General features: G+C 61.8%; 22 protein-coding genes. 19 read left to right on the top strand and 3 right to left on the bottom strand.

The features are described from left to right. Window positions 1-21: 21 nt before the first annotated feature. The 6 genes from PSEUDOMOFG3G_RS04235 (at window position 22) to PSEUDOMOFG3G_RS04210 (ending at window position 5913) form a co-directional block, all read left to right on the top strand. On the top strand, window positions 22-768 hold the full coding sequence (locus PSEUDOMOFG3G_RS04235; protein ID WP_047227034.1) for an amino acid ABC transporter permease: 747 nt from the start codon (window positions 22-24) through the stop codon (window positions 766-768). Continuing rightward, window positions 768-1439 (top strand): amino acid ABC transporter permease, encoded by a 672-nt coding sequence (locus PSEUDOMOFG3G_RS04230; protein ID WP_047227035.1) that lies wholly within the window; start codon window positions 768-770, stop codon window positions 1437-1439. The genes PSEUDOMOFG3G_RS04235 and PSEUDOMOFG3G_RS04230 overlap by 1 nt, the downstream gene beginning before the upstream one ends. Further along, window positions 1436-2170, top strand: coding sequence for an amino acid ABC transporter ATP-binding protein (locus PSEUDOMOFG3G_RS04225; protein ID WP_047227036.1), 735 nt, complete (start codon window positions 1436-1438; stop codon window positions 2168-2170). The genes PSEUDOMOFG3G_RS04230 and PSEUDOMOFG3G_RS04225 overlap by 4 nt, the downstream gene beginning before the upstream one ends. A 160-nt stretch (window positions 2171-2330) precedes the next feature. After that, a complete protein-coding gene (locus tag PSEUDOMOFG3G_RS04220) occupies window positions 2331-4232 on the top strand; it encodes a sensor histidine kinase (RefSeq protein WP_047227037.1) in 1902 nt (633 codons plus the stop codon). Next, window positions 4229-5557, top strand: a complete 1329-nt coding sequence (locus PSEUDOMOFG3G_RS04215; protein ID WP_047227038.1) for a sigma-54 dependent transcriptional regulator — start codon at window positions 4229-4231, stop codon at window positions 5555-5557. The genes PSEUDOMOFG3G_RS04220 and PSEUDOMOFG3G_RS04215 overlap by 4 nt, the downstream gene beginning before the upstream one ends. Window positions 5558-5583: 26 nt before the next feature. Beyond that, the gene (locus tag PSEUDOMOFG3G_RS04210; protein ID WP_171061330.1) at window positions 5584-5913 is read left to right on the top strand and encodes a GlpM family protein; all 330 of its coding nucleotides are present in this window, start codon (window positions 5584-5586) and stop codon (window positions 5911-5913) included. 31 nt (window positions 5914-5944) lie between these two features. On the opposite strand, the gene PSEUDOMOFG3G_RS04205 is transcribed toward PSEUDOMOFG3G_RS04210, so the two are convergent. Together PSEUDOMOFG3G_RS04205 and PSEUDOMOFG3G_RS04200 are read right to left on the bottom strand one after the other, a co-directional pair. Beyond that, window positions 5945-6559, bottom strand: a complete 615-nt coding sequence (locus PSEUDOMOFG3G_RS04205) for an NAD(P)-dependent oxidoreductase (RefSeq protein WP_047227040.1) — start codon at window positions 6557-6559, stop codon at window positions 5945-5947. Window positions 6560-6655: 96 nt separating this feature from the next. Continuing rightward, window positions 6656-7534 carry an MBL fold metallo-hydrolase gene (locus tag PSEUDOMOFG3G_RS04200; RefSeq protein ID WP_076383705.1) on the bottom strand — a complete coding sequence of 293 codons (879 nt, stop codon included), beginning with the start codon at window positions 7532-7534 and terminating at the stop codon, window positions 6656-6658. Between the two features lie 112 nt (window positions 7535-7646). Between PSEUDOMOFG3G_RS04200 and PSEUDOMOFG3G_RS04195 the strand changes: the two genes are divergently transcribed. The 8 genes from PSEUDOMOFG3G_RS04195 (at window position 7647) to PSEUDOMOFG3G_RS04160 (ending at window position 17877) form a co-directional block, all read left to right on the top strand. Continuing rightward, window positions 7647-8552 (top strand): LysR family transcriptional regulator, encoded by a 906-nt coding sequence (locus tag PSEUDOMOFG3G_RS04195; RefSeq protein ID WP_139049296.1) that lies wholly within the window; start codon window positions 7647-7649, stop codon window positions 8550-8552. A 220-nt stretch (window positions 8553-8772) separates the two neighbouring features. Beyond that, a complete protein-coding gene (locus PSEUDOMOFG3G_RS04190) occupies window positions 8773-10281 on the top strand; it encodes a sigma-54-dependent transcriptional regulator (RefSeq protein WP_047227043.1) in 1509 nt (502 codons plus the stop codon). 431 nt (window positions 10282-10712) lie between these two features. Beyond that, on the top strand, window positions 10713-11096 hold the full coding sequence (gcvH, locus tag PSEUDOMOFG3G_RS04185; protein WP_139049293.1) for a glycine cleavage system protein GcvH: 384 nt from the start codon (window positions 10713-10715) through the stop codon (window positions 11094-11096). Window positions 11097-11106: 10 nt separating this feature from the next. Beyond that, entirely contained in the window at window positions 11107-13956 is a 2850-nt protein-coding gene (gene gcvP, locus PSEUDOMOFG3G_RS04180) for an aminomethyl-transferring glycine dehydrogenase (RefSeq protein ID WP_139049291.1), read from the top strand. Between the two features lie 186 nt (window positions 13957-14142). Further along, on the top strand, window positions 14143-15519 hold the full coding sequence (locus tag PSEUDOMOFG3G_RS04175; protein WP_047227046.1) for an L-serine ammonia-lyase: 1377 nt from the start codon (window positions 14143-14145) through the stop codon (window positions 15517-15519). Between the two features lie 39 nt (window positions 15520-15558). Further along, window positions 15559-16683, top strand: coding sequence for a glycine cleavage system aminomethyltransferase GcvT (gene gcvT, locus PSEUDOMOFG3G_RS04170; protein WP_139049290.1), 1125 nt, complete (start codon window positions 15559-15561; stop codon window positions 16681-16683). A 393-nt stretch (window positions 16684-17076) separates the two neighbouring features. After that, window positions 17077-17289, top strand: coding sequence for a cold-shock protein (locus PSEUDOMOFG3G_RS04165; protein ID WP_139049289.1), 213 nt, complete (start codon window positions 17077-17079; stop codon window positions 17287-17289). Window positions 17290-17388: 99 nt separating this feature from the next. Then, complete coding sequence (locus tag PSEUDOMOFG3G_RS04160; protein WP_139049288.1) at window positions 17389-17877, top strand: RDD family protein; 489 nt, start codon at window positions 17389-17391, stop codon at window positions 17875-17877. Window positions 17878-17926: 49 nt separating this feature from the next. Here PSEUDOMOFG3G_RS04160 and nadA read toward each other — a convergent pair whose 3' ends face one another. After that, complete coding sequence (nadA, locus tag PSEUDOMOFG3G_RS04155) at window positions 17927-18985, bottom strand: quinolinate synthase NadA (protein WP_047227049.1); 1059 nt, start codon at window positions 18983-18985, stop codon at window positions 17927-17929. Between the two features lie 393 nt (window positions 18986-19378). On the opposite strand from nadA, the gene PSEUDOMOFG3G_RS04150 reads away from it, so the two are divergent. From PSEUDOMOFG3G_RS04150 to PSEUDOMOFG3G_RS04130, 5 genes are all read left to right on the top strand, one after another. Beyond that, window positions 19379-21112: a copper resistance system multicopper oxidase gene (locus PSEUDOMOFG3G_RS04150; protein ID WP_139049286.1), complete on the top strand. Its 1734-nt coding sequence runs from the start codon at window positions 19379-19381 to the stop codon at window positions 21110-21112. A 10-nt stretch (window positions 21113-21122) separates the two neighbouring features. After that, window positions 21123-22025, top strand: a complete 903-nt coding sequence (locus PSEUDOMOFG3G_RS04145; protein ID WP_139049285.1) for a copper resistance protein B — start codon at window positions 21123-21125, stop codon at window positions 22023-22025. A 59-nt stretch (window positions 22026-22084) separates the two neighbouring features. After that, entirely contained in the window at window positions 22085-22471 is a 387-nt protein-coding gene (gene copC / locus PSEUDOMOFG3G_RS04140) for a copper homeostasis periplasmic binding protein CopC (protein WP_047227052.1), read from the top strand. Between the two features lies 1 nt (window position 22472). After that, a complete protein-coding gene (gene copD, locus PSEUDOMOFG3G_RS04135; RefSeq protein WP_257220643.1) occupies window positions 22473-23399 on the top strand; it encodes a copper homeostasis membrane protein CopD in 927 nt (308 codons plus the stop codon). 126 nt (window positions 23400-23525) lie between these two features. Then, window positions 23526-24713 carry a cyanate transporter gene (locus PSEUDOMOFG3G_RS04130; protein ID WP_047227053.1) on the top strand — a complete coding sequence of 396 codons (1188 nt, stop codon included), beginning with the start codon at window positions 23526-23528 and terminating at the stop codon, window positions 24711-24713. Window positions 24714-24764 lie beyond the last annotated feature (51 nt).

Genomic DNA, 24764 nt, shown 5'->3' with positions numbered 1-24764 from the left:
TCGATCTGAGGGGAGACCCTAATGAATTACAACTGGGACTGGGGCGTGTTCTTCAAGTCCACCGGCATCGGCAGCGAGATTTATCTCGACTGGTACGTGGCCGGCCTGGGCTGGACCATCGCCATCGCCGTCGCGGCCTGGATCATCGCCCTACTGCTGGGTTCGGTTCTGGGCGTGATGCGCACCGTGCCGAACCGGCTGGTGTCGGGTATCGCCACCGGCTACGTGGAGCTCTTTCGTAACGTACCGCTGCTGGTTCAGCTGTTCATCTGGTACTTCCTGGTGCCCGACTTGCTGCCTGCGGACCTGCAGGAGTGGTACAAGCAGGACCTGAACCCCACGACCTCGGCCTACCTGAGCGTCGTCGTGTGCCTGGGCCTGTTTACCGCCGCGCGGGTCTGCGAACAGGTTCGCACTGGTATTCAGGCGCTGCCGCGCGGCCAGGAATCCGCCGCCCGGGCCATGGGCTTCAAGCTGCCGCAAATCTACTGGAACGTGCTGCTGCCCCAGGCCTACCGGATCATCATTCCGCCGCTTACCTCGGAATTCTTGAACGTCTTCAAGAACTCCTCCGTGGCCTCGCTGATCGGCCTGATGGAATTGCTTGCACAGACCAAACAGACCGCCGAGTTCTCCGCCAACCTGTTCGAAGCCTTCACCCTGGCGACACTGATCTACTTCACCCTGAACATGAGCCTGATGCTGCTCATGCGCATGGTCGAGAAGAAAGTCGCGGTGCCCGGCCTGATTTCCGTGGGGGGTAAATAATGGAACTCGACTTCACTGGCATCATCCCGGCCATTCCCGGTTTGTGGAACGGCATGGTGATGACGCTCAAGCTGATGGCCCTGGGCGTCGTTGGCGGGATCATCCTGGGGACTATCCTGGCGCTGATGCGCCTGTCCCACAACAAGCTGATCTCCAGCATTGCCGGCGCCTACGTCAACTATTTCCGCTCGATCCCGCTGCTGCTGGTCATCACCTGGTTCTATCTGGCGGTGCCGTTCGTTCTGCGCTGGATCACCGGCGAAGACACCCCTATCGGTGCGTTTGGCTCCTGCGTCGTGGCGTTCATGATGTTCGAGGCGGCCTACTTCTGCGAAATCGTGCGGGCCGGCGTGCAGTCGATCCCCAAGGGTCAGATGGGCGCCGCCCAGGCGCTGGGCATGAATTATGGCCAGACCATGCGCCTGATCATCCTGCCCCAGGCGTTTCGCAAGATGACCCCGCTGTTGTTGCAACAAAGCATCATCCTGTTTCAGGACACCTCGCTGGTCTACACCGTCGGTCTGGTGGATTTCCTCAATGCTTCGCGGGCCAATGGCGACATCATCGGCCGCTCCCATGAGTTCCTGATCATCGCAGGTCTCGTGTACTTCACAATCAGCTTTGCCGCCTCGCTGCTGGTCAAGCGTCTGCAAAAAAGGTTCGCCGTATGATCTCTATCAAGAACATCAACAAGTGGTATGGGGACTTCCAGGTACTGACCAATTGCAGCACCGAGGTCAGCAAGGGTGAAGTTGTGGTGGTGTGCGGCCCGTCGGGTTCGGGCAAGTCCACGCTGATCAAATGCGTGAACGCCCTGGAGCCGTTCCAGAAAGGCGACATCGTGGTCGACGGTACGTCCATCGCCGACCCGAAGACCAACCTGCCGAAACTGCGCTCGCGCGTTGGCATGGTGTTCCAGCACTTCGAGCTGTTCCCGCACCTGACCATCACCGAAAACCTGACCATCGCCCAGATCAAGGTACTGGGCCGCAGCAAGGAAGAAGCCACCCAGAAAGGCCTGCAACTGCTTGAGCGGGTCGGTCTGTCGGCCCATGCCCACAAGCACCCGGGCCAGCTCTCCGGCGGCCAACAGCAGCGCGTGGCGATTGCCCGTGCCCTGGCGATGGACCCGATCGTGATGCTGTTCGACGAACCGACCTCGGCCCTTGACCCGGAAATGGTCAACGAAGTGCTCGACGTGATGGTGCAACTGGCCCACGAAGGCATGACCATGATGTGCGTGACCCACGAAATGGGCTTTGCCCGCAAAGTGGCGAACCGGGTGATCTTCATGGACCAGGGCCAGATCATCGAAGACTGCGAGAAGGAAGAGTTCTTCGGCGACATCAGCGCCCGCTCCGAACGTGCGCAGCATTTCCTTGAGAAAATCCTGCAGCACTAAACAACACCGCTCCCCACTGTGGGAGCGAGCTTGCTCGCGATAGCGGACTGCCAGTCACCTTATTGTCGACTGATCAGCAGTCATCGCGAGCAAGCTCGCTCCCACAAGGGAGCAGTGTTGGTTTGTCGATTTGTGTTGTGGTTGACCCAAGGCTTCTGTGATGAAATGCGACCCCACTCTCTATCGCGCCGCGCCGCCATCACTCGCCGTGAAGCCTCGTCTGATTCGCCATCTGTTCCTGCCGCCGCTGATCATTGCCCTGATGATCGGCCTGGGTTACCTCGGCTTCTGGATCAGTGAGCACTACGGCATTCGCAGTCTGGGCGAGAACGGCGAGCGCCAGTTGGAGCTGCACGCCCGTGCGGTCGAGAGCGAGATCAGCAAATACACCTACCTGCCCAGCCTGCTGGAGCTTGAATCCAGCGTATCGCAACTGCTCGACGACCCCACGCCCGAGCATCGCAAGACCGTCAACGAATACCTCGAAGGCCTGAACCGGCGCAGCCGCAGTCGGGCCATTTATGTGATGGACACCACAGGCCGGGTCATGGCGACCAGCAACTGGCGCGACGTCGACAGTTACCTGGGTGAAGACCTGTCCTTTCGCGCCTATTTCCAGAACGCCGTACGCGGTCAGCCCGGGCGCTTCTATGGCATCGGCAGCACCAGCGGCGAGCCTGGTTATTACCTGGCCCATGGCCTGGAACAACAGGGCAAAATTATCGGCGTGGCGGTGGTCAAAGTGCGCCTGGAAGCCATGGAAGAGCGCTGGCAGCGCGCGCGCCTGGAAGCCTTCGTCAGCGACGAGAATGGCATCATCATTTTGTCCAGCGATCCGGCGCGGCGGCTCAAGTCCGTGCGACCGCTGAGCGACGAAACCAAAGAGCGCCTGGCCCGCAGCCTGCAATATTACTGGTTCCCACTGAACGAGCTGGTTCCCCTGGCTCGGGAACGGCTGGCCGAAGGCATGGAAAAACTGACCTTCCCGGCCAATGCCGAACTGGTGTCCGACGAGCGGCCCATCAGCTATCTGTCACAGACCCGCCCCCTGAGCGACACACCCTGGAATTTCACCCTGCTGACGCCACTTGAAGACCTGCGTCGCCAGGCAATCAACCAGGGCATCCTGGTGGCCGTGGCCTTCGCCCTGGTGGCTTTCCTGCTGATCGCCTGGAACGAGCGGCGCAAGGTCATCGCCACTCGCCTCGCTGCCCGGGAGGCCCTGCAGGAAGCCAACAACCAGCTCGAACGTCGGATTACCGAACGCACCACCGACCTGCGGGCCAGCAATGAACGGCTCAAGGGTCAGATCCGCGAACGGCGGCAGGCCGAAGAGACGTTGCGCCGGGCCCAGGACGAACTGGTGCAGGCTGGCAAACTCGCCGCCATTGGCCAGATGTCCACCAGCATCGCCCATGAACTCAACCAGCCGCTGGCCGCGCTGCGTACCCTGTCCGGCAACACCGTGCGCTTTCTTGAGCGGGGCCAGCTGGATATCGCCAGCGCCAACCTCAAGACCATCAACGACCTCATCGACCGCATGGGCCGGATCACCGCCAGCCTGCGCTCCTTCGCCCGGCGCGGGGACGATCAGGGCCGGGCCAGCCTCGGCAAGGCGGTCGAAGCCGCGCTGCAACTGCTGGGCGGCCGCCTCGAAAGCCTGAAGATCCAGGTGCATGCCGGTTACGATGACGTGCAGGTACAGATCGACCAGACGCGTCTTGAACAAATCCTGGTGAACCTGATCGGCAACGCCCTGGACGCCATGCAGAGCCAACCCGAGCCGCGGCTGTGGCTTGAAGGCACTGCCTCGGATGGCAAATATCGCCTGCGGGTGCGGGACAACGGCCATGGCATCGATCCCGAGGCGCGCAAACATTTGTTCGAACCCTTCTTCACCACCAAACCTGGCGAACAGGGCCTGGGCCTGGGCCTGACCCTTTCGGCGAGCCTGGCCGCCGCCGCGGGCGGGCATCTGGAGGTCGAACACCCGGCCGAAGGTGGAACCACGTTTGCCCTCAGTTTACCGTTGGTAAGCCCTTTACCTGCCGAGCAGCCATGAATAACGACCTGAGCGTACTGATCGTCGAAGACGACCCCCATGTCCTGCTGGGTTGCCAGCAGGCCCTGTCCCTGGAAGACATTCCCTGCATCGGCGTGGGCAGCGCCGAAGAGGCCCTGGAGCGGGTCGGCGATGACTTTGCCGGCATCGTCATCAGCGACATTCGCCTGCCGGGCATCGATGGCCTGGAGCTGCTGACCCGCCTCAAGGCCCGGGACCGCAGCCTGCCGGTGGTGCTGATCACCGGCCACGGCGACATCTCCATGGCCGTCGGCGCCATGCAAAAAGGCGCCTATGACTTCATGGAGAAACCCTTCTCCCCCGAACGCCTGGTGGACGTCGCCCGCCGCGCCCTGGAGCAACGCAGCCTGGCCCGGGAGGTTTCATCGCTGCGCCGGCAACTGGCCGAACGCGACTCCCTGGAAGGCCGGATCATCGGCCGTTCACCGGCCATGCAGCACCTGCGAGAACTGATCGCCAACGTAGCCGACACCTCGGCCAACGTGCTGATCGAAGGTGAAACCGGCACCGGCAAGGAACTGGTCGCGCGCTGCCTGCACGACTTCAGCCGACGTCACAGCAAACAATTCGTCGCGCTCAACTGCGGCGGCCTGCCGGAGAACCTGTTCGAAAGCGAGATTTTCGGCCACGAAGCCAACGCCTTTACCGGCGCCGGCAAACGACGGATCGGCAAGATCGAGCACGCCGACGGCGGCACGCTGTTTCTCGATGAAGTGGAAAGCATGCCCCTGCCCTTGCAGATCAAGTTGCTGCGGGTGTTGCAGGAACGCACCCTCGAGCGGCTGGGTTCGAACCAGAGTGTGGCCGTGGATTGCCGGGTCATCGCCGCCACCAAGTCCGACCTGGATGAACTGGGCCGGGCCGGGCAGTTTCGCAGCGACTTGTATTACCGCCTCAACGTGGTGACCCTGGAACTGCCGCCCCTGCGCGAGCGCCGCGAAGACATTCTGCAACTGTTCGAGCATTTCCTGCAGCAGTCGTCCCTGCGTTTCGACCGCACGGTGCCGGAGCTGGACAACCAGACGCTGTCCAACCTGATGAGCCACGACTGGCCGGGCAACGTGCGGGAACTGCGCAACGTCGCCGAGCGCTATGCACTCGGCCTGCCGGCCTTCAAGAAGTCGGGTGCCAGCGGCGCCAGCCAGGGCCTGGCCTTCGCCGAAGCGGTGGAAGCCTTCGAACGCAACCTGCTGGTGGACGCCCTGCAACGCAGCGGTGGCAACCTGACCCAGGCCAGTCTCGAACTGGGCATGGCCAAGACCACGCTGTTCGACAAAGTCAAAAAATATGGCCTGAGCCATTAACCTGGGACAGTAAACCTGTGGACCTGATTTTCAAAGCAACGCTCGGTGCCGCCGTGGTGGTCATTCTGGCGATGCTCGCCAAGACCAAGAACTATTACATCGCCGGGCTGGTGCCACTGTTTCCCACCTTCGCCCTGATCGCCCACTACATTGTCGGCAAGGGCCGCTCGGTGGACGATCTGAAAACCACCATCGTGTTTGGCATGTGGTCGATCATCCCCTACTTCGTCTACCTGGCGACGCTGTATGTGATGGTCGACCGGATGCGCCTGGAGGCTTCGCTGGCCGTGGCGGCGGTGGCGTGGCTGATGGCGGCGACGGTGCTGGTCAGCGTGTGGATGAGACTCCACAGCTGACCCCGTAGGAGCGCCTGTCCTAACCAGTGGCTCAATAACCGACGGTAAAGCGCTGCCGTGAAAACTGCGGCGTCTCCACTTCATCGATCATTGCAATGGCGTAATCGGCAAAGCTGATCCAGCTGCGCCCGGCGGCGTCGAACAGCAGGTGATCCTTGCCGATACGGAACTGACCGGTGCGCTCGGTCTCGACGAACTCCGCCGAGGGCGAGAGGAAGGTCCAGTCCAGGTCCTGTTCCTTGAGCAGCACGTCCAGGAACAATGCTCCGGCGCTGGCTTCGGCGAGGTATTCTTCAGGGAAGCCTTCGCTGTCGATCACACGGCTATTGTCCGGCAGCAGCAACGAACCGGCCCCGCCCACCACCAGCAAGCGCTTGACCCCGGCAGCCTTGATTGGGGCGATGACCTTGTCGGCCGGCACGGTGGCGAAATGGGCGGCGCAGATCACCACATCATGACCGGCTACCGCTGCGATTAAGGCCTCGCTGTCCAATACATCCAACTGCTGGCTGACCACACCGGCCCTCTTACCGATCTTGGCCGTGTTACGGGCAATGGCCGTCACGCTGTGGCCACGACGCAGGGCTTCTTCCAACAACTGGCTGCCGGCCCGACCGGTGGCGCCGATGATTGCGATTTTGCTCATGATGTTCTCCATTGGTTAGCGATGTTGAAATACAGGCTCTTGTGGCGAGGGGATTTATCCCCTCGCCACAACGGTGCTCTGATCAAAGATCGGTATTCACCACTTCATCTCACCCTTGGCCACCTTGGCACTGAGCTCCAGGGAGCTGTCTTCCCCCAGATCGGGGTAGCGCTGCTTCATGGCGGCGATCAGGGCGGCGGAGCCCTTGGCTTTGGCGGTTTCTTCGTCGAAGGCCTTGATGTACTCGGCGGTGAATTTCACCGGAGCCAGAGACCGGGCACTATCACCCAGGTAATGGCCGGGAATCACAGTGTTCGGTTGCAGTTTTTCAATGCCCTCCAGCGTCGCCAGCCAATCCTTGTGGGACTGCGGTGTCTGCGTGTCGGCCATCCAGACGTGAATGTTCTCGGCCACCACGACGCCGCCGACCACCGCCTTGATCGACGGGATCCACACGAAGCTGCGGTCCGGTTGCGGGCCATCAAGACCGATGATCTGCAAGCGCTTGCCCTCCAGGGTCAGGCTGTCGCCCTTGAGTACCTGGGGTACGATCGCTTTGCTCGGCGCATCGCCCTTGAGGATCGGCCCCCAATATTTCAACTTGCCGTCCATGGTGTGCTTGATGTGTTCGACGGTCGGCGCAGAGGCCAGCACCTTGGCATCCGGGAACGCGGCGGTCAGGGTCTCCAGACCAAAATAGTAGTCGGGATCACCGTGGCTGATGTAGATCGTGGTCAATTGCTTGCCGCTGGCGCGGATTTTCTGCACCACCTGTTCGGCCTGGGACTTGCCGAACTGGGCGTCCACCAACACCACTTCTTTTTCCCCACTGACCAATACCGAGGTCACCGGGAAAACGGCCGCCGCGCCAGGGTTGTAGACCTCCAGGGCAAGATCGGCTGCCCAGGTGTTGGCCGCAAAAATCATCGAAGCGCTGGTCAGCAGCAGACGCTTGAATAAGGTGGATCCGGTCATGTTGTGCTCCGTTGTGCATAAGCCCGATTGGGAATGAGCGCAGCTTAGGGACCTGACTCGTTTCAAAAAATGCGATGCTTGGACATAGTTTGTTTCTGAAATCGGGCAAATCATGGATCGTCTACAAGCAATGAAGGTGTTCGTCGCCGTGGTGGAACTGGGCAGTCAGTCGGCGGCAGCCGAACATCTGGACCTGTCACGACCGGTGGTGTCACGGTATCTGGCGGAACTGGAAGACTGGGTTGGTGCCCGACTGATGCACCGCACCACTCGCAAATTGAGCCTGACGGCCGCGGGTTTGGAGATCCTGCCGCGCTGTCGGCAGATGCTGGATCTGTCCGGCGACATGCAGGCCGCCGTCAGTACGTCGGACGACGCGCCACGGGGCATGCTGCGCATCAGCGCCAGCACCTCGTTCGGCCAGGCCCAATTGGCGGCAGCCATGACCGAGTTCGTCGTGCGCTACCCAGGGGTCAGCGTCGACCTGCAAATGCTCGACCGCACCGTGAACCTGGTGGACGAGCGCATCGACCTGGCGATCCGCATGAGCAACGACCTGGACCCGAACCTGATTGCCCGGCGCCTCACAGTCTGTCGCTCGGTGATCTGCGCCTCGCCCGGCTACCTGCGTGAACACCCAACGCCCCAACGGGTCGAGGATTTGAGCCGGCACAACTGCCTGACCCACTCCTACGTCGGCAAGAGCCTGTGGCATTTCGAGCAGGACGGCGAGCAGGTCTCGGTGCCGGTGCAGGGCAACATCAGCGCCAACGAGGCCAGCACATTGCTGCAGGCCACGATAGCCGGTGGGGGCGTGGCGATGCTGCCCAGCTACCAGGCCGGCACGCACATTCAAAGCGGCGAGCTTATCCGCCTGTTGCCCCACGCCGAACCCCGCCGGATGAACATGTACGCGGTGTATGCCTCACGCAAGCACATGCCGTCGGCGCTGCGCAGCTTGCTGGATTTTTTGGTACTCAAATTTCCCGAGAGGCCGGAGTGGGATGTTGGGTTGTAAACGATAGCCGCCTCACCGCCAACCTCCTGTGGGAGCGAGCCTGCTCGCGATAGCGGTGCAACAGCCAATGGAGATGTGGACTGACCCTGCGCTATCGCGAGCAGGCTCGCTCCCACAATAGAGATCGGTGTATATCCTTGACCCTGCACCAGGATTTCACCAATAGCCCGCCCCAAGGCATACTTGCCACCCTCCGTATTCCAGAACCCAGAACCGCCCCATGCGTATCCACGTCAGTTTCATCGACCGCGTCGGCATTACCCAGGAAGTCCTGGCGCTGCTCGGTGGGCGCAATCTCAATCTGGATGCGGTGGAGATGGTGCCGCCCAACGTCTACATCGATGCCCCGACCCTCAGCCCGCAGGTGCTGGACGAATTACGCGAGGCGCTGTTCAGCGTGCGGGGCGTGCAGGCGGTCACCGTGGTGGACATCCTGCCCGGCCAGCGTCGGCATTTGCAGCTCGACGCCCTGCTCGCGGCCATGACCGACCCGGTACTGGCCCTCGACAGCGCCGGCCACGTATTGCTGGCCAACCCGGCGTTGATCGCCCTGTACGGGCGTGAACCGGCCGGGGAAAGCGTTGCCGAGCTGTTCGGTGACGAAGCCCTGTTGGTCGCTCTGCTGGAGAATGGTTTCCGCCTGCCGCTGCGGGAAATCACCCTTAACGGCCAGACCTTACTGCTGGACGCCACGCCCATTACAAACGCCGGTGCGTTGCTGACCCTCTATCAGCCAAACCGCATCGGCGAACGCCTGTCGGCGCTGCACCACGACCACGCCGAAGGGTTTGACGCGTTGCTGGGCGAATCCCCGGCGATCCGCACCCTCAAGGCCCGGGCCCAGCGGGTAGCGGCGTTGGATGCACCGTTGCTGATCCAGGGCGAAACCGGCACGGGCAAAGAGCTGGTGGCCCGGGCCTGCCATGCCATCAGTGCCCGCCACGGCGCGCCGTTCCTGGCCCTGAACTGTGCGGCGCTGCCGGAGAATCTGGCCGAAAGTGAACTGTTCGGCTACGCCCCCGGCGCCTTCACCGGCGCGCAACGGGGTGGCAAGCCGGGGCTGATGGAACTGGCGAACCAGGGCACGGTATTTCTCGATGAAATCGGCGAGATGTCGCCCTACCTGCAAGCCAAGCTGCTGCGGTTCTTGAACGATGGCAGCTTCCGTCGGGTCGGCGGCGACCGGGAAATCAAGGTCAACGTGCGCATTCTTAGCGCGACCCACCGCAACCTGGAAAAAATGGTCAGCGAAGGTTCGTTCCGCGAAGACCTGTTCTATCGCCTGAACGTGCTCAACGTCGAAGTGCCGCCGCTGCGTGAGCGTGGCCAGGACATCTTGCTGCTGGCGCGCTACTTCATGCAGCAGGCCTGTGCGCAAATCCAGCGCCCGGTCTGCCGCTTGGCCCCCGGCACCTACCCGGCGCTGCTGGGCAACCGCTGGCCGGGCAATGTGCGGCAATTGCAGAACGTGATCTTCCGCGCCGCCGCCATTTGTGAAAGCAGCCTGGTGGACATTGGCGACCTGGACATTGCCGGCACGTCCGTGGCGCGCCAGGGTGACGTGGAAGTCGAGAGCCTTGAGCAAGCGGTGGAAGCCTTCGAAAAACACCTGCTCGAAAGCCTCTACGTCAACTACCCCTCGACCCGCCAGCTCGCCAGCCGCCTGCAAACCTCCCATACAGCGATTGCCCATCGATTGCGTAAATACGGGATTTCCGGCAAGCCGTAAGCACGCTGCTGCCCTCTGTGGGAGCGAGCCTGCTCGCGATAGCGATGTATCAGTCAATATCCGTGCTGGCTGACCCACCGCTATCGCGAGCAGGCTCGCTCCCACATTGGGACCTGCGGCGTATCTGGAACCTGGCTCAAAAACGACCTCCACCTGTACTGAAAGCGCTACAGCGGAACGATATCGATACACTTGGCGCTAAGCTGCGCCGCGCAAGGCTTTGATCCCACAACGATTTTTTCCAGGCGTATAGCTGTAGCGTTTTCGCTACAGCCCAATACAATCTGTGTTCGAAAAAACCAAATAAGCCATTGATATATAAGCATTTATTATCATTGGCCGCATTCTTGCTAAGGATATAACCATTCGGCCGGGCCAAGCCCCGCGCCTTTCTTCGCGTCCACCAGACGAATCTGGCCCCAGGAGTTTCCATGAGCGAGTTGCGTTTCACTGAAGATCACGAATGGCTGCGCACTGAAGCCGACGGCAGCGTTACCGTTGGTATTACCGCGTTTGCCCAGAACGCCTTGGGCGATGTGGTCTATGTTCAGTTACCGGAACTGCAAAGCTACGCCAAGGGTGACGAAGCCTCTACCGTGGAATCGGTGAAAGCCGCCAGCGGTGTGTACATGCCGCTGGACGGAGAAGTGCAGGAAGTGAACCCGGCCCTGGAAAGCAATCCGGAACTGGTCAACGAAGATCCGCTGGGCGAAGGCTGGTTTTTCCGATTCAAGCCCGCCGACGCCACCCAAGTTGACCAACTGCTGAATCAGGACGCCTATGACCGCCTGATCAAAGCCAACGCCGAAGCCTGAGGAGCGCAACATGACCGTTAATCTCGGCACCGCCAACGAATTCATCGCCCGCCACATCGGCCCGCGAGCCAGCGACGAGCAAGCCATGCTCGAGCGCCTGGGCTACGACTCCCTGGAAGCGTTGAGCGCCAGCGTCATTCCGGAAAGCATCAAGGGCACCAGCGTGCTGGACATGGGCGACGGCCAGAGCGAAGCCGATGCACTGGCCTCGATCAAGGCCATCGCCAGCAAGAACCAACTGTTCAAGACCTACATCGGCCAGGGCTACTACAACTGCCACACGCCAGCGCCGATCCTGCGCAACCTGCTGGAAAACCCGGCCTGGTACACCGCCTATACCCCCTACCAGCCGGAAATTTCCCAGGGCCGTCTCGAGGCACTGCTGAACTTCCAGACCTTGATCAGCGACCTGACCGGCCTGCCGATCGCCAACGCCTCGTTGCTGGACGAAGCCACCGCCGCCGCCGAGGCCATGACCTTCTGCAAGCGCCTGAGCAAGAACAAGGGCAGCAATGCCTTCTTCGCTTCCCGCCATTGCCACCCGCAAACCCTCGATGTGCTGCGCACCCGTGCCGAGCCCTTGGGCATCGACGTGGTCGTGGGCGACGAACGCGAACTGACCGATGTCGGCAGTTTCTTCGGCGCGCTGTTGCAATACCCAGCCAGCAACGGTGACCTGTTCGATTACCGTGAACTGACCGAACGCTTCCATGCCGCCAACGCCCTGGTCGCTGTCGCCGCAGACCTGCTGGCCCTGACCCTGCTGACGGCACCGGGTGAGTTCGGCGCCGACGTGGCCATCGGCAGCGCCCAGCGCTTCGGCGTGCCATTGGGCTTTGGCGGCCCACACGCGGCGTATTTCTCTACCAAGGATGCCTTCAAGCGCGATATGCCGGGCCGCCTTGTGGGTGTTTCCGTGGACCGTTTCGGCAAGCCGGCCTTGCGCCTGGCGATGCAGACCCGCGAACAACACATCCGTCGCGAGAAAGCCACGAGCAACATTTGCACCGCCCAGGTCTTGCTGGCCAACATCGCCAGCATGTACGCCGTGTATCACGGCCCTAAAGGCCTGACTCAGATCGCCAACCGCATCCATCACCTCACCGCGATCCTCGCCAAGGGCTTGGGCGCATTGGGTCTGGCTGTCGAGCAGGACAGCTTTTTCGACACCCTGACCCTGCGCACCGGCGCGCAAACCACCGCCCTGCACGACAAAGCGCGTGCCCAGCGCATCAACCTGCGCGTGGTGGACGCTGAACGCCTGGGCTTGTCCCTGGACGAAACCACCTGCCAGGCGGACGTCGAAACGCTGTGGAGCCTGTTGGCCGACGGCAAGGCCCTGCCGGACTTCGCCGCCCTGGCCGCCACCGTGCACAGCCGTATCCCGGCCGAGCTGGTGCGCCAGTCGGCGGTCCTCAGCCACCCGGTGTTCAACCGCTATCACTCCGAAACCGAGCTGATGCGCTACCTGCGCAAGCTCGCCGACAAGGACTTGGCCCTGGATCGCACCATGATCCCGCTGGGTTCCTGCACCATGAAACTCAACGCCGCCAGCGAAATGATCCCGGTGACTTGGGCCGAGTTCGGCGCCCTGCACCCGTTCGCCCCCGCCGAACAGAGCGCCGGCTACCAGCAACTGACCGACGAACTGGAAGCCATGCTCTGCGCTGCCACCGGTTACGACGCGGTGTCGTTGCAACCAAACGCCGGTTCCCAGGGTGAATACGCCGGTCTGCTGGCGATCCGCGCCTATCACCAGAGCCGTGGCGAAGACCGTCGCGATATCTGCCTGATCCCATCGTCGGCCCACGGCACCAACCCGGCCACCGCCAACATGGCCGGCATGCGTGTGGTCGTGACCGCCTGCGATGCTCGCGGCAACGTCGACATCGAAGACCTGCGGGCCAAGGCCACCGAGCACCGCGAACACCTCGCGGCGCTGATGATCACCTACCCGTCCACCCACGGTGTGTTCGAGGAAGGCATCCGCGAAATCTGCGGGATCATTCATGACAACGGCGGCCAGGTGTACATCGACGGCGCCAACATGAACGCCATGGTCGGCCTCTGCGCCCCGGGCAAGTTCGGCGGCGACGTGTCGCACCTGAACCTGCACAAGACCTTTTGCATTCCTCACGGCGGTGGCGGCCCGGGTGTCGGCCCGATCGGCGTCAAGTCCCACCTGGCACCGTTCCTGCCGGGCCACGCCAACATGGCGCGCAAGGAAGGCGCGGTGTGCGCGGCGCCATTTGGCAGCGCAAGCATCCTGCCGATCACCTGGATGTACATCCGCATGATGGGCGGCGCGGGCCTCAAGCGTGCCTCGCAGTTGGCAATCCTCAACGCCAACTACATTGCCCGCCGTCTGGAAGAGCATTACCCGGTGCTCTACTCCGGCAGCAACGGCCTGGTGGCCCACGAATGCATCCTCGACCTGCGCCCGCTCAAGGACAGCAGCGGCATCAGCGTCGATGACGTGGCCAAGCGCCTGATCGACTTCGGCTTCCACGCCCCGACCATGTCGTTCCCAGTGGCCGGTACGCTGATGATCGAGCCGACCGAAAGCGAATCCAAGGAAGAACTGGACCGCTTCTGCGACGCCATGATCTGCATCCGCGAAGAAATCCGCGCGGTGGAAAACGGCAGCCTGGACAAAGACGACAACCCACTGAAAAACGCCCCCCACACCGCCGCGGAAATCGTCGGCGAGTGGACCCACCCCTATAGCCGCGAACAAGCGGTGTACCCGGTGGCGTCGTTGATCGACGGCAAATACTGGCCGCCGGTGGGCCGGGTCGACAACGTGTTCGGCGACCGCAACCTGGTCTGCGCCTGCCCGTCGATCGAAAGCTACGCTTGACCTGAGCGGAGGGCGATCTACCAGCCCTCCGAATCCTCTGTGGGAGCGAGCCTGCTCGCGATAGCGGCGTAACAGCCAATAGAGATGTTGCCTGACACTCCGCTATCGCGAGCAGGCTCGCTCCCACAAGGATCTATGCCAGACCTTAAACCGTCGATCCTCATAAAAAGAAACCGGAGAAACACCATGTCGTTAAGCGTGTTCGACCTGTTCAAAATCGGCATCGGCCCCTCCAGTTCCCACACGGTCGGCCCGATGCGTGCCGCTGCCCGTTTCGTCGAAGGGCTGCGTCGTGATGACCTGCTCAACACCACCGCCAGCGTCAAGGTCGAGCTCTACGGCTCACTCGGCGCCACCGGCAAAGGCCACGGCAGTGACAAGGCCGTGCTGCTGGGTCTGGAAGGCGAACACCCGGATACCGTGGACACTGAAACGGTCGACGCCCGCTTGCGAGAGATTCGCAGCAACGGGCGCCTGAACCTGCTGGGTGAACACTGCATTGAATTCAACGAAAAACTGCACCTGGCGATGATTCGCAAGCCGCTGCCTTTTCATCCCAACGGCATGATCTTCCGCGCCTTCGATGCGGCGGGCCTGCAGGTGCGCAGCCGCGAGTATTACTCGGTAGGCGGTGGTTTTGTCGTCGACGAAAGCGCTGCCGGCGCCGACCGTATCGTCGAAGATGCTACCCCCCTGACCTTCCCGTTCAAAAGCGCCAAGGACTTGTTGAGCCACTGCACCACCTATGGCTTGTCCATCAGCCAGGTGATGCTGACCAACGAAAGTGCCTGGCGCCCCGAAGCCGAAACCCGCGCCGGCCTGCTGAAGATCTGGCAGGTGATGCAGGATTGCGTGGCGGCCGGCTGCCGCAACGAAGGCATTCTGCCGGGCGGGCTGAAGGTCAAGCGCCGGGCGGCGGCGCTGCACCGTCAGTTGTGCAAGAACCCGGAAGCTGCCCTGCGCGACCCGCTGTCGGTGCTGGACTGGGTCAACCTGTATGCCCTGGCCGTCAACGAAGAAAACGCCTACGGCGGCCGCGTCGTCACCGCGCCGACCAACGGCGCGGCGGGAATCATCCCGGCCGTACTGCATTACTACATGCGCTTCATCCCTGGGGCCAATGAAGACGGCGTGGTGCGGTTCCTGCTGACCGCCGCCGCCATCGGCATCCTGTACAAGGAAAACGCCTCCATCTCCGGCGCCGAAGTCGGTTGCCAGGGTGAAGTCGGCGTGGCCTGTTCCATGGCCGCCGGCGCCCTGTGCGAAGTGCTCGGCGGCAGCGTGCAGCAAGTGGAAAACGCCGCCGAGATCGGCATGGAACACAACCTCGGCCTGACCTGCGACCCCATCGGCGGCCTGGTGCAAGTGCCGTGCATCGAGCGCAACGCCATGGGCTCCGTGAAAGCCATCAATGCGGTGCGCATGGCCATGCGCGGCGACGGGCATCACTTCGTTTCCCTCGACAAAGTCATCCGCACCATGCGCCAGACCGGCGCCGACATGAAAAGCAAATACAAGGAGACCGCCCGCGGCGGTCTGGCGGTCAACATCATCGAATGCTGATGCGCTTGCCTCACTTCTACATTTTTTCCAGGAGCTGATATGTCCACCGAACCATTGCTGAAGACCCCGTTGCACGCCCTGCACCTCGAACTCGGCGCCCGCATGGTGCCGTTCGCCGGCTATGACATGCCGGTGCAATACCCATTGGGCGTGATGAAAGAACATCAGCACACCCGCGATCAGGCCGGGCTGTTCGACGTGTCCCACATGGGCCAGATCCGCCTGAGCGGCGCAAACGCCGCCAAAGCCTTGGAAACCCTGGTGCCGGTGGACATCATCGACCTGCCGGTGGGCATGCAGCGCTATGCCATGTTCACCAACGAAAACGGCGGCATCCTCGACGACTTGATGGTCGCCAACCTGGGCAACGACGAGCTGTTCCTAGTGGTCAACGCGGCCTGCAAGGAGCAGGACCTGGCCCACCTGCGCGCCCATATCGGCGACCAGTGCAGCATCGAGCCACTGTTCGAAGCCCGCGCCCTGCTCGCCCTGCAAGGCCCGGCCGCCGTCACCGTGCTTGCACGACTGGCGCCAGACGTGGCAAAGATGACCTTCATGCAGTTCCAGCGCGTCACGCTGCTGGGTATGGACTGCTTTGTCAGCCGTTCGGGCTACACCGGTGAAGACGGTTTCGAGATCTCGGTGCCCGCCGCCGAGGCCGAAAAACTGGCCCGCGCCCTACTGGCCGAACCGGAAGTGGCCGCCATCGGTCTGGGCGCTCGCGACTCCCTGCGCCTGGAAGCCGGCCTGTGCCTTTATGGCCACGACATGAACACTGAAACGACCCCGATCGAAGCCAGCCTGCTGTGGGCGATCTCTAAAGCCCGCCGCGCCGATGGCGCCAGGGCCGGTGGTTTCCCGGGCGCTGAAACCGTGTTCGCCCAGCAACAGGGCGGCGTGAAGCGCAAACGCGTCGGCCTGCTGCCCCAGGAACGCACACCCGTGCGCGAAGGTGCAGAGATCGTCGACGAAGCGGGCGAGATTATCGGTACGGTGTGCAGCGGCGGTTTCGGCCCGACCCTGGGCGCTCCGTTGGCGATGGGTTACCTGGACAGCGCCTATGTCGCACTGGATACGCCAGTCTGGGCCATCGTGCGTGGGAAAAAAGTGCCTTTGCTTGTAAGCAAAATGCCATTTGTTCCACAACGCTACTACCGCGGTTGATTGACTGTTTCTATACGTAACGCGGTTGCGTTATACGTGCACTAATGTGTAACGCAACCGCCATAAAAAGGTGCATCTACTCGATATTGAAATTGCACCTATAACGTTGAAAACAATTGAACTAGCCTATCGAATAAGCCCCAGCCCGCAGCCCCTGTAAATACGAGAATGCTGAGCAAATACGGGGCTTTCAGAGGGGGTTGTTTTTTTGTTCATAGTTGGCGTAGAGTTTGGTCACTGTGTTTGCATGGGTCGCTTGGAACCGTGACCTGGGCAGTAGCCTATGAAGTTCGCTACATCCCGCTCGACGTCTCTTACTTTCCTGCAACCCAGCCCCAGTACTCTTTCATGTGAAAGAGGCTGTCATTAATTTAGCGTCAAGGAAATAAGAAAATGTCTGATCGTCAGAGCGGTACCGTCAAGTGGTTCAACGACGAAAAAGGTTTTGGTTTTATCACTCCTGAAAACGGTCCGGATCTGTTCGTGCACTTCCGCGCCATCCAGGGCACCGGCTTCAAAAGCCTGAAGGAAGGCCAGAAAGTCACTTTCGTCGCAGTGCAGGGCCAAAAAGGCATGCAGGCCGACCAAGTGGAACCCCTCCCATAGGTTGTAGCTTTTGCGCATTAAAAAAGCCCCTGATTGATATCAGGGGCTTTTTTATGGGCGTAAATCCGTAAAATGGCCTCTTTTTCGTCCGAGGCCGTCATGCCCAAACACCTGCTCATCCCCCAAGGCGAGTTCCCTCCCGCCACCCTGGGCCGTCGCCTGGCCGCGATGTTCTATGACTTTTTGCTGTGCACGGCCCTGCTGATCGTCACTGGCGGCGTCTACAAGATGATTCAGATGGCGATCATCGGCGAAGAAAAAATGCGCGCCCTCACCGACGCCGGCGCACTGGACGGCGACCCGCTACTGTCCACCGTGCTGCTTTTCGTGCTGTTCGGCTTCTTCGCCAAGTTCTGGACCCACAACGGCCAGACCCTGGGCATGCAGGTGTGGTGCATTCGCGTGCAGAACGCCGATGGCACGGCGATCAGCCTGTGGCAGGCCCTGTTGCGATTTGTCGTGTCGATCGCCTCATTGCTGCCGGGGGGACTGGGCTTCATCTGGTCGCTGTTCGACAAGCGCAAGCGCACCTGGCATGACATCTACTCGGATACGCAGCTGGTGCGAATTCCCAAGAAAAAGAAATAGGTCGCAAGCTGCAAGCTTTGGACTTGCAGCTTGCAACTTGGAGCTACCTTCAGGCATTGCCCGCCAGCTTCATCCGCGCCGCCTGGGTGAAGTCCAGCATGCGCTTGAGCGGGCGAATGGCCTGGGGGATCAGCGCCGGGTCGACGAATATCTCGTTGGTGCCTTCCTGCAGGCTCTTGAGCGTGCGCTCCAGGGTGTTCATCGCCATCCACGGGCAGTGCGCGCAACTGCGGCATGCCGCGCCGTTGCCGGCGGTGGGGGCTTCGATGAAGACCTTGTCGGGGCACAACTGCTGCATCTTGTAGAAGATGCCACGGTCAGTGGCGACGATCAGTGTTTTGTTTGGCAGGCTTTGGGCTGCGGCGATCAACTGGCTGGTGGAGCCCACCGCGTCGGCCAGTTCAATCACCGAAGTTGGCGACTCGGGGTGCACCAGGATCGCGGCGTCCGGGTACAGCGCCTTCATGTCCTCCAACTGCTTGGACTTGAACTCTTCGTGGACGATGCAGGCGCCGTCCCAGAGCAGCATGTCGGCGCCGGTCTTGCGCTGGATATAAGTGCCCAGGTGCTTGTCGGGGCCCCAGATGATCGTCTCGCCGTTGTCCATCAGGCTCTCGACGATTTCCAGTGCGCAACTGGACGTCACCACCCAGTCGGCCCGGGCTTTGACCGCTGCCGACGTGTTGGCGTACACCACCACGGTGCGTTCCGGATGCTGGTCGCAGAACGCCGAGAACTCCTCCACCGGGCAACCCAGGTCCAGGGAGCACGTGGCTTCCAGGGTCGGCATCAATACGCGTTTTTCGGGGTTGAGGATCTTGGCGGTCTCGCCCATGAACTTGACCCCGGCCACCACCACGGTCTTGGCCGGATGGGCGTTGCCGAAGCGGGCCATTTCCAGAGAGTCGGACACACAGCCCCCGGTCTCTTCGGCCAGGGCCTGGATGATCGGGTCGCAGTAGAAGTGCGCGACCAGCACCGCATCCTGAGCCTTGAGCTCGGCGGCGATGGCGGCGCGGTACCAGGCCTCTTGCTCGGCGGTCAGCGGCTTGGGCTGTTTGGCGTCGAGATGGGCCTGAACCAGAAGGCGTTCGGAAATTTGCGTCATGTTCGCAAGACCTGCAGGCGCGTTTTGCGCGAAAGTCGAGTATACACCCGGCTCCGGACCACTCGGGTACCGCCGGGAAAGTGGGTATCAATCAGGCACGGTATAGCGTGAAGCCGGCAAGGCTACAGAATAACCCGCCGTTGCAAAAGATCATTCTGACCTGTGCCCTGTGGCCAGCGCTCTATCTGTGGGAGCAAGGCTTGCCCGCGAAGCTGGCGCCTCGATTTCTGAAAAACCGCATGGCCTTCATCGCGAGCAAGCCTTGCTCTCACAGCCGCGTCAACCTGACTGAAATGTAATCACTTCGCGTTCCCGCCTGTGTCATCTTTCTTTCAACCCTGCACACGGACGCCCCTGTGCTCGCTGCAAATCGACTGACGGACTTCAAACGGCATGCAATCAAATACTTCCCGGCGAACCTTCGTAAAAGGCCTGACTGCCGGCGGCATCCTGGCTGGCCTGGGCTTGTGGCGCGCGCCCGTCTGGGCGGTCACCAGCCCCGGCCAACCCAATGTACTGACGGGCACCGAGTTCGACCTGTTCATCGGTGAAAGCCCGGTCAACTTCACCGGCAATCCGCGCACCGCCCAGACCATCAACGGCGGCATCCCCGGCCCGCTGCTGCGCTGGCGTGAGGGTGACACCGTGACCCTGCGGGTGCGCAACCGTTTGAAAGATCCAACCTCCATCCACTGGCACGGCATTCTGCTGCCGGCCAACATGGACGGCGTGCCGGGGTTGAGCTTCAAGGGCATCGAGCCCGATGGCATGTACGTCTATCAATTCAAGGTCCGGCAAAACGGTACTTACTGGTACCACAGTCATTCCGGCTTCCAGGAACAGTCCGGGGTCTACGGCCCACTGGTGATCGACGCCAAGGAGCCCGAGCCCTTCCAGTACGAGCGCGACTACGTGGTGATGCTCACCGACTGGACCGACGAAGACCCCGCCGATGTCATCCGCAAGCTCAAGAAGCAATCGGACTACTACAACTACAACAAACGCACGGTCGGTGATTTCATTGACGATGTCGGCAAGAACGGCTGGGCCGCCACCGTGGCCGATCGCAAGATGTGGGCCGAAATGAAGATGAACCCCACCGACCTGGCCGACATCAGTGGCGCCACCTACACCTACCTCATGAACGGCCAGACGCCGGACATGAACTGGACCGGTCTGTTCAAACCCGGCGAACGCCTTCGCCTGCGCTTGATCAATGGCTCGTCCATGACCTATTTCGACGTGCGCATCCCCGGCCTGAAAATGACCGTGGTGGCGTCCGACGGACAGTACGTCAAACCGGTGAGCGTCGATGAGCTGCGCATCGCCGTGGCCGAAACCTATGACGTTATCGTCGAGCCAAGCGAGGAAGCCTATACGCTGTTTGCCCAATCGATGGATCGTACCGGCTACGCCTGCGGCACCCTGGCGACCCGTTCCGGTCTTTCGGCAACGGTGCCGCCGCTGGATCCACGGCCACTGGTCACCATGGACGACATGGGCATGGGTGGTATGGATCACGGATCGATGCAAGGCATGGCGGGCATGGATCACAGCCAGATGGCGGGGATGGACCACGGTTCCATGCAAGGCATGGACGCCGGGCTGTCCCATCCAGACTCCGAAAAAGACAATCCGCTGGTGGACATGCAGGCCATGAGCGTCAGCCCCAAGCTCGACGACCCGGGCATGGGCCTGCGCAACAACGGTCGCAAGGTCCTCACCTACTCGGACCTGCGCAGCACGTTCCCCGACCCCGACGGGCGTGAACCGGGCCGCACCCTCGAACTGCACCTGACCGGCCACATGGAGAAATTCAGCTGGTCGTTCAACGGCGTGAAGTTCTCCGATGCCGCACCGCTGCTGCTCAAGTACGGCGAGCGCCTGCGCATCGTGCTGATCAACGACACCATGATGACTCACCCCATCCACCTGCACGGTATGTGGAGCGATCTGGAGGACGAGAATGGCCAGTTCATGGTGCGTAAACACACCATCGATGTGCCGCCGGGCTCCAAACGCAGTTACCGGGTCACCGCCGACGCCCTCGGACGCTGGGCATATCACTGCCACTTGCTGTTCCACATGGAGATGGGGATGTTCCGTGAAGTTCGGGTGCAGGAATGAGGAGCCGACCATGACCACTATTTTTCACTACCCCCTGGCACTTTTTGCCAGCCTCACCCTGGGCGCCACTGGCTCGGCCTGGGCCGCGAGCGATGCCATGCAAGGCATGGATCACAGCCAGATGCAGGGGATGGACCATAGCCAGATGCAAGGCATGGACTCGATGCAGGGTATGGAACCGATGCAATCGGCCCCCACCAGCAGCCGCACGCCGATTCCCGAGCTGACCGACGCCGACCGCGCCGCCGTCTACGAAGACCATGGCGGCCATGCCGTGCATGACAGCGCCATCCATTCATTCTTGCTCATCGACCAATTGGAATGGCAAGACGCCGATGATGGCAGTGCCCTGAGCTGGGACGCCTCGGGCTGGATCGGCGGCGACATCGATCGCTTGTGGCTGCGCTCCGAAGGCGAACGCACCAACGGCAAGACCGAGGAAGCCGAACTCCAGGCCCTGTGGGGGCATGCCGTCAGCCCCTGGTGGGACGTGGTCGCCGGCGTGCGCCAGGATTTCAAGCCGGGCGACCCGCAAACCTGGGCCGCCTTCGGTGTACAGGGCATGGCGCTGTATAACTTTGAAGCCGAGGCCACCGCGTTCATCGGCGAAGGCGGTCAGAGTGCGGTGCGCCTGGAAGGCGACTACGACATCCTGCTGACCAATCGTCTGATCCTGCAACCCACCGCCGAAGCCAACTTTTACGGCAGGAACGATCCCGATCGCGGTGTCGGCTCCGGGCTGTCGGACACTGAAGTGGGTGTGCGGCTGCGCTACGAAATCCGCCGTGAGTTCGCCCCTTATATCGGCGTCACCTGGAACCGCGTCTACGGCAACACTGCCGACTACGCCCGGGAAGAGAACGAAGACCGCAGCGAGGCACGCCTGGTGCTGGGCGTGCGCATGTGGTTCTGAGGGTGTTTGTAATCGCAGTCAACTAAAAAACTAGAAACCTGAGCTGTAGGAGTCCTTGCATGTCATTTATCAGAACCGCTGTAGTCACCGTCGCGCTGTCCACAGGCCTGTTGATCAGTGGCCTGGCCCAAGCGCACCCAAAGCTGCTTTCCTCCACGCCCGCCGAAGGTGCTGAAGGTGCGGCGCCGGCAAAGATCGAACTGCATTTTTCCGAGAACCTGATGACCAAGTTCTCCGGCGCCAAGCTGGTCATGACCGGGATGCCCGGCATGTCGGCGCACTCGCCCATGCCTATGAAGGCCAAGGTCTCCGGCAGCGATGACCCCAAAACCATGGTCATTACCCCGAACGCTCCGCTCACCACCGGCACCTACCAGGTCCAGTGGCGCGCGGTGTCGTCCGATACTCACCCGATCACCGGCAATGTCACGTTCAAGGTGAAGTGACTTGAGCGCCTCGATCAACATTGACCTGCTCAACATTGTTCTGCGCTTGGCCCTGTACCTGGATCTGATGGTGTTGTTCGGCCTGGCCGCGTTCGGTCTGTATAGCTTGCGCGGTCCAGAGCGGATCTCGGGCGTGGTGGTGCACTTCAAAGCACTTGTGCTGACCACAGCGCTGTTTGGCGTGCTGTTGTCGGTGGCCGCCATGCTGTGCATGGCCTGGGCCATGAGCGGCGTCACCGACTGGAACGAGCTGTTGCCGCACATTGAAATGATGGTGTTCGAGACCGACGTGGGTGTGAGCTGGCGTGTTCGGATCGCGGCGCTGTTGCTGGCGACAATTGCTGTGGCCCTGAACCACCCGGCACCGACCGCCAGCTTGTGGCTGGTCACCCTCAGCGGTGCCGTGGCCCTGGCGACACTGGCCTGGGCCGGGCATGGCGCCATGGACGAAGGCCTGCGCCGTAACTGGCACTTCATCACCGATTTTCTGCACCTGTGGGCGGCGGGCGGCTGGGTGGGCGCCCTGACTGCGTTTGCCCTGCTGCTTCGCCAGGCTGAACACCGGCTGCCGGTCCTGGCGCGAACCCTGACCGGGTTTGAAACAGCCGGAGCGGTGATTGTGGTGGTGATCAGTGTGACAGGGGTGGTGAACTATCTGTTCATCGTCGGTCCTCGCGTCGACGGGCTGCTGGATAGCACCTATGGTCAATTGCTGGCGCTGAAAGTCGTGTTGTTCGCGGCGATGCTGGTGTTTGCCGCGCTGAATCGTTTTCATCTGAGCCCGTTGCTGGAACAGGCTCGGCAGACCGGGGAGCACAGCGTGGCGGTCAATTCCCTGCGGCGCAGCATGGCTCTGGAGTTGTCCGTGGCGGTGGTAATACTGGCGTTGGTGGCATGGCTCGGGACGTTGAGTCCGGCGATGGAATAGCACGACTGACTCCGCTGAACAGGGGTTTGGAGTGCACCTGATTTTTAAATACCCTCCACCAGATTTCAGTTTGCCCCACCCCTCACATCCCAGCCTAAATGGAGCTTTATCCAGCAAGGCTCTGTTATGGAAAACGTTCGAACTTCAAGCACCCACGCCGTCTGGCTGATGGTCAGCGTGGTGTTGGTGGCACTGAACCTGCGCCCCTCTATGGCGGCTGTCGGGCCATTGTTATCAGCCATTCGCGGCGAGGTGCCGCTGAGTTTCAGTACCGCTTCGTTACTGACCATGTTGCCGGTCATGGCCATGGGTCTGGCGATGTTCTTGGGCATGCGCATTGCCCTGCGCATCGGTGAGCACCGCACCATCGTGCTGTCGCTGCTGATCATCGGCATCGCCACGGCATCGCGCCTGTACCTGGACAGCGCCGTCGAGCTGATTATCAGCGCGGTGCTGGCGGGGATCGGTATCGCCCTGATCCAAGCCGTGATGCCGGCACTGATCAAATCGCGCTTCGCCGACAATGTCTCGTTGTTCATGGGCCTGTACGTCACATCCATCATGGGCGGCGCGGCGATTGCGGCGTCGTTTTCTCCGTTCGTCCTGGCGCAGACCGGCAGCTGGCGTATCGGCCTGGCGATCTGGGCACTGCTGGCGTTGATCGCCCTGGGCTGCTGGTACGCCCAGCGCGCGGCCGTCACGCCCTTGCCCGCAGCCCCGGCACAGCGCCAGGAATCGTTTTTCAGCAACTCGCGGGCCTGGCTGCTGGCGATCTTCTTCGGCCTCGGCACCGCCTCCTACACTTGCGTGCTGGCGTGGCTGGCGCCGTATTACGTGGAGAAAGGCTGGAGCGAACAGCACGCCGGCCTGCTGCTGGGGTTCCTCACCGCGATGGAAGTATTGTCCGGCCTCGTCACCCCGGCGATTGCCAACCGCAGCCAGGATAAGCGCCTGGTCCTGGCGGTTTTGCTGGCCCTGATCATCGCGGGGTTCTGCGGCCTGATCCTCAGCCCGGACCGCTTCAGCCTGCTGTGGCCTTGCCTGCTGGGGCTGGGCATTGGCGGTCTGTTCCCGATGAGCCTGATCGTATCCCTCGATCACTTGGACAACCCACGTCGGGCCGGTGGTCTGACGGCGTTCGTGCAAGGTATCGGCTACCTGATCGCCGGCCTCTCGCCGTTGATTGCCGGGATGATCCGCGATCAGTTGGGCAGCTTCGAATGGGCCTGGTGGTCGCTCACCGCGGTCATGGCGCTGATGATCGTGATGGTCCTGCGCTTCAATCCCAAACACTACGCGCGACATATCAGCTAGTGACGTCAAAGGGCTGCAGTTGACTGCGGCCCTGTTTTTCACACTCACCAT

This window comes from Pseudomonas sp. FG-3G (assembly GCF_901007645.1).
In the GTDB taxonomy this organism is placed as follows: Bacteria; Pseudomonadota; Gammaproteobacteria; order Pseudomonadales; family Pseudomonadaceae; genus Aquipseudomonas; species Aquipseudomonas rhizophila.
This window is presented reverse-complemented; position numbering and strand designations above follow the sequence as displayed.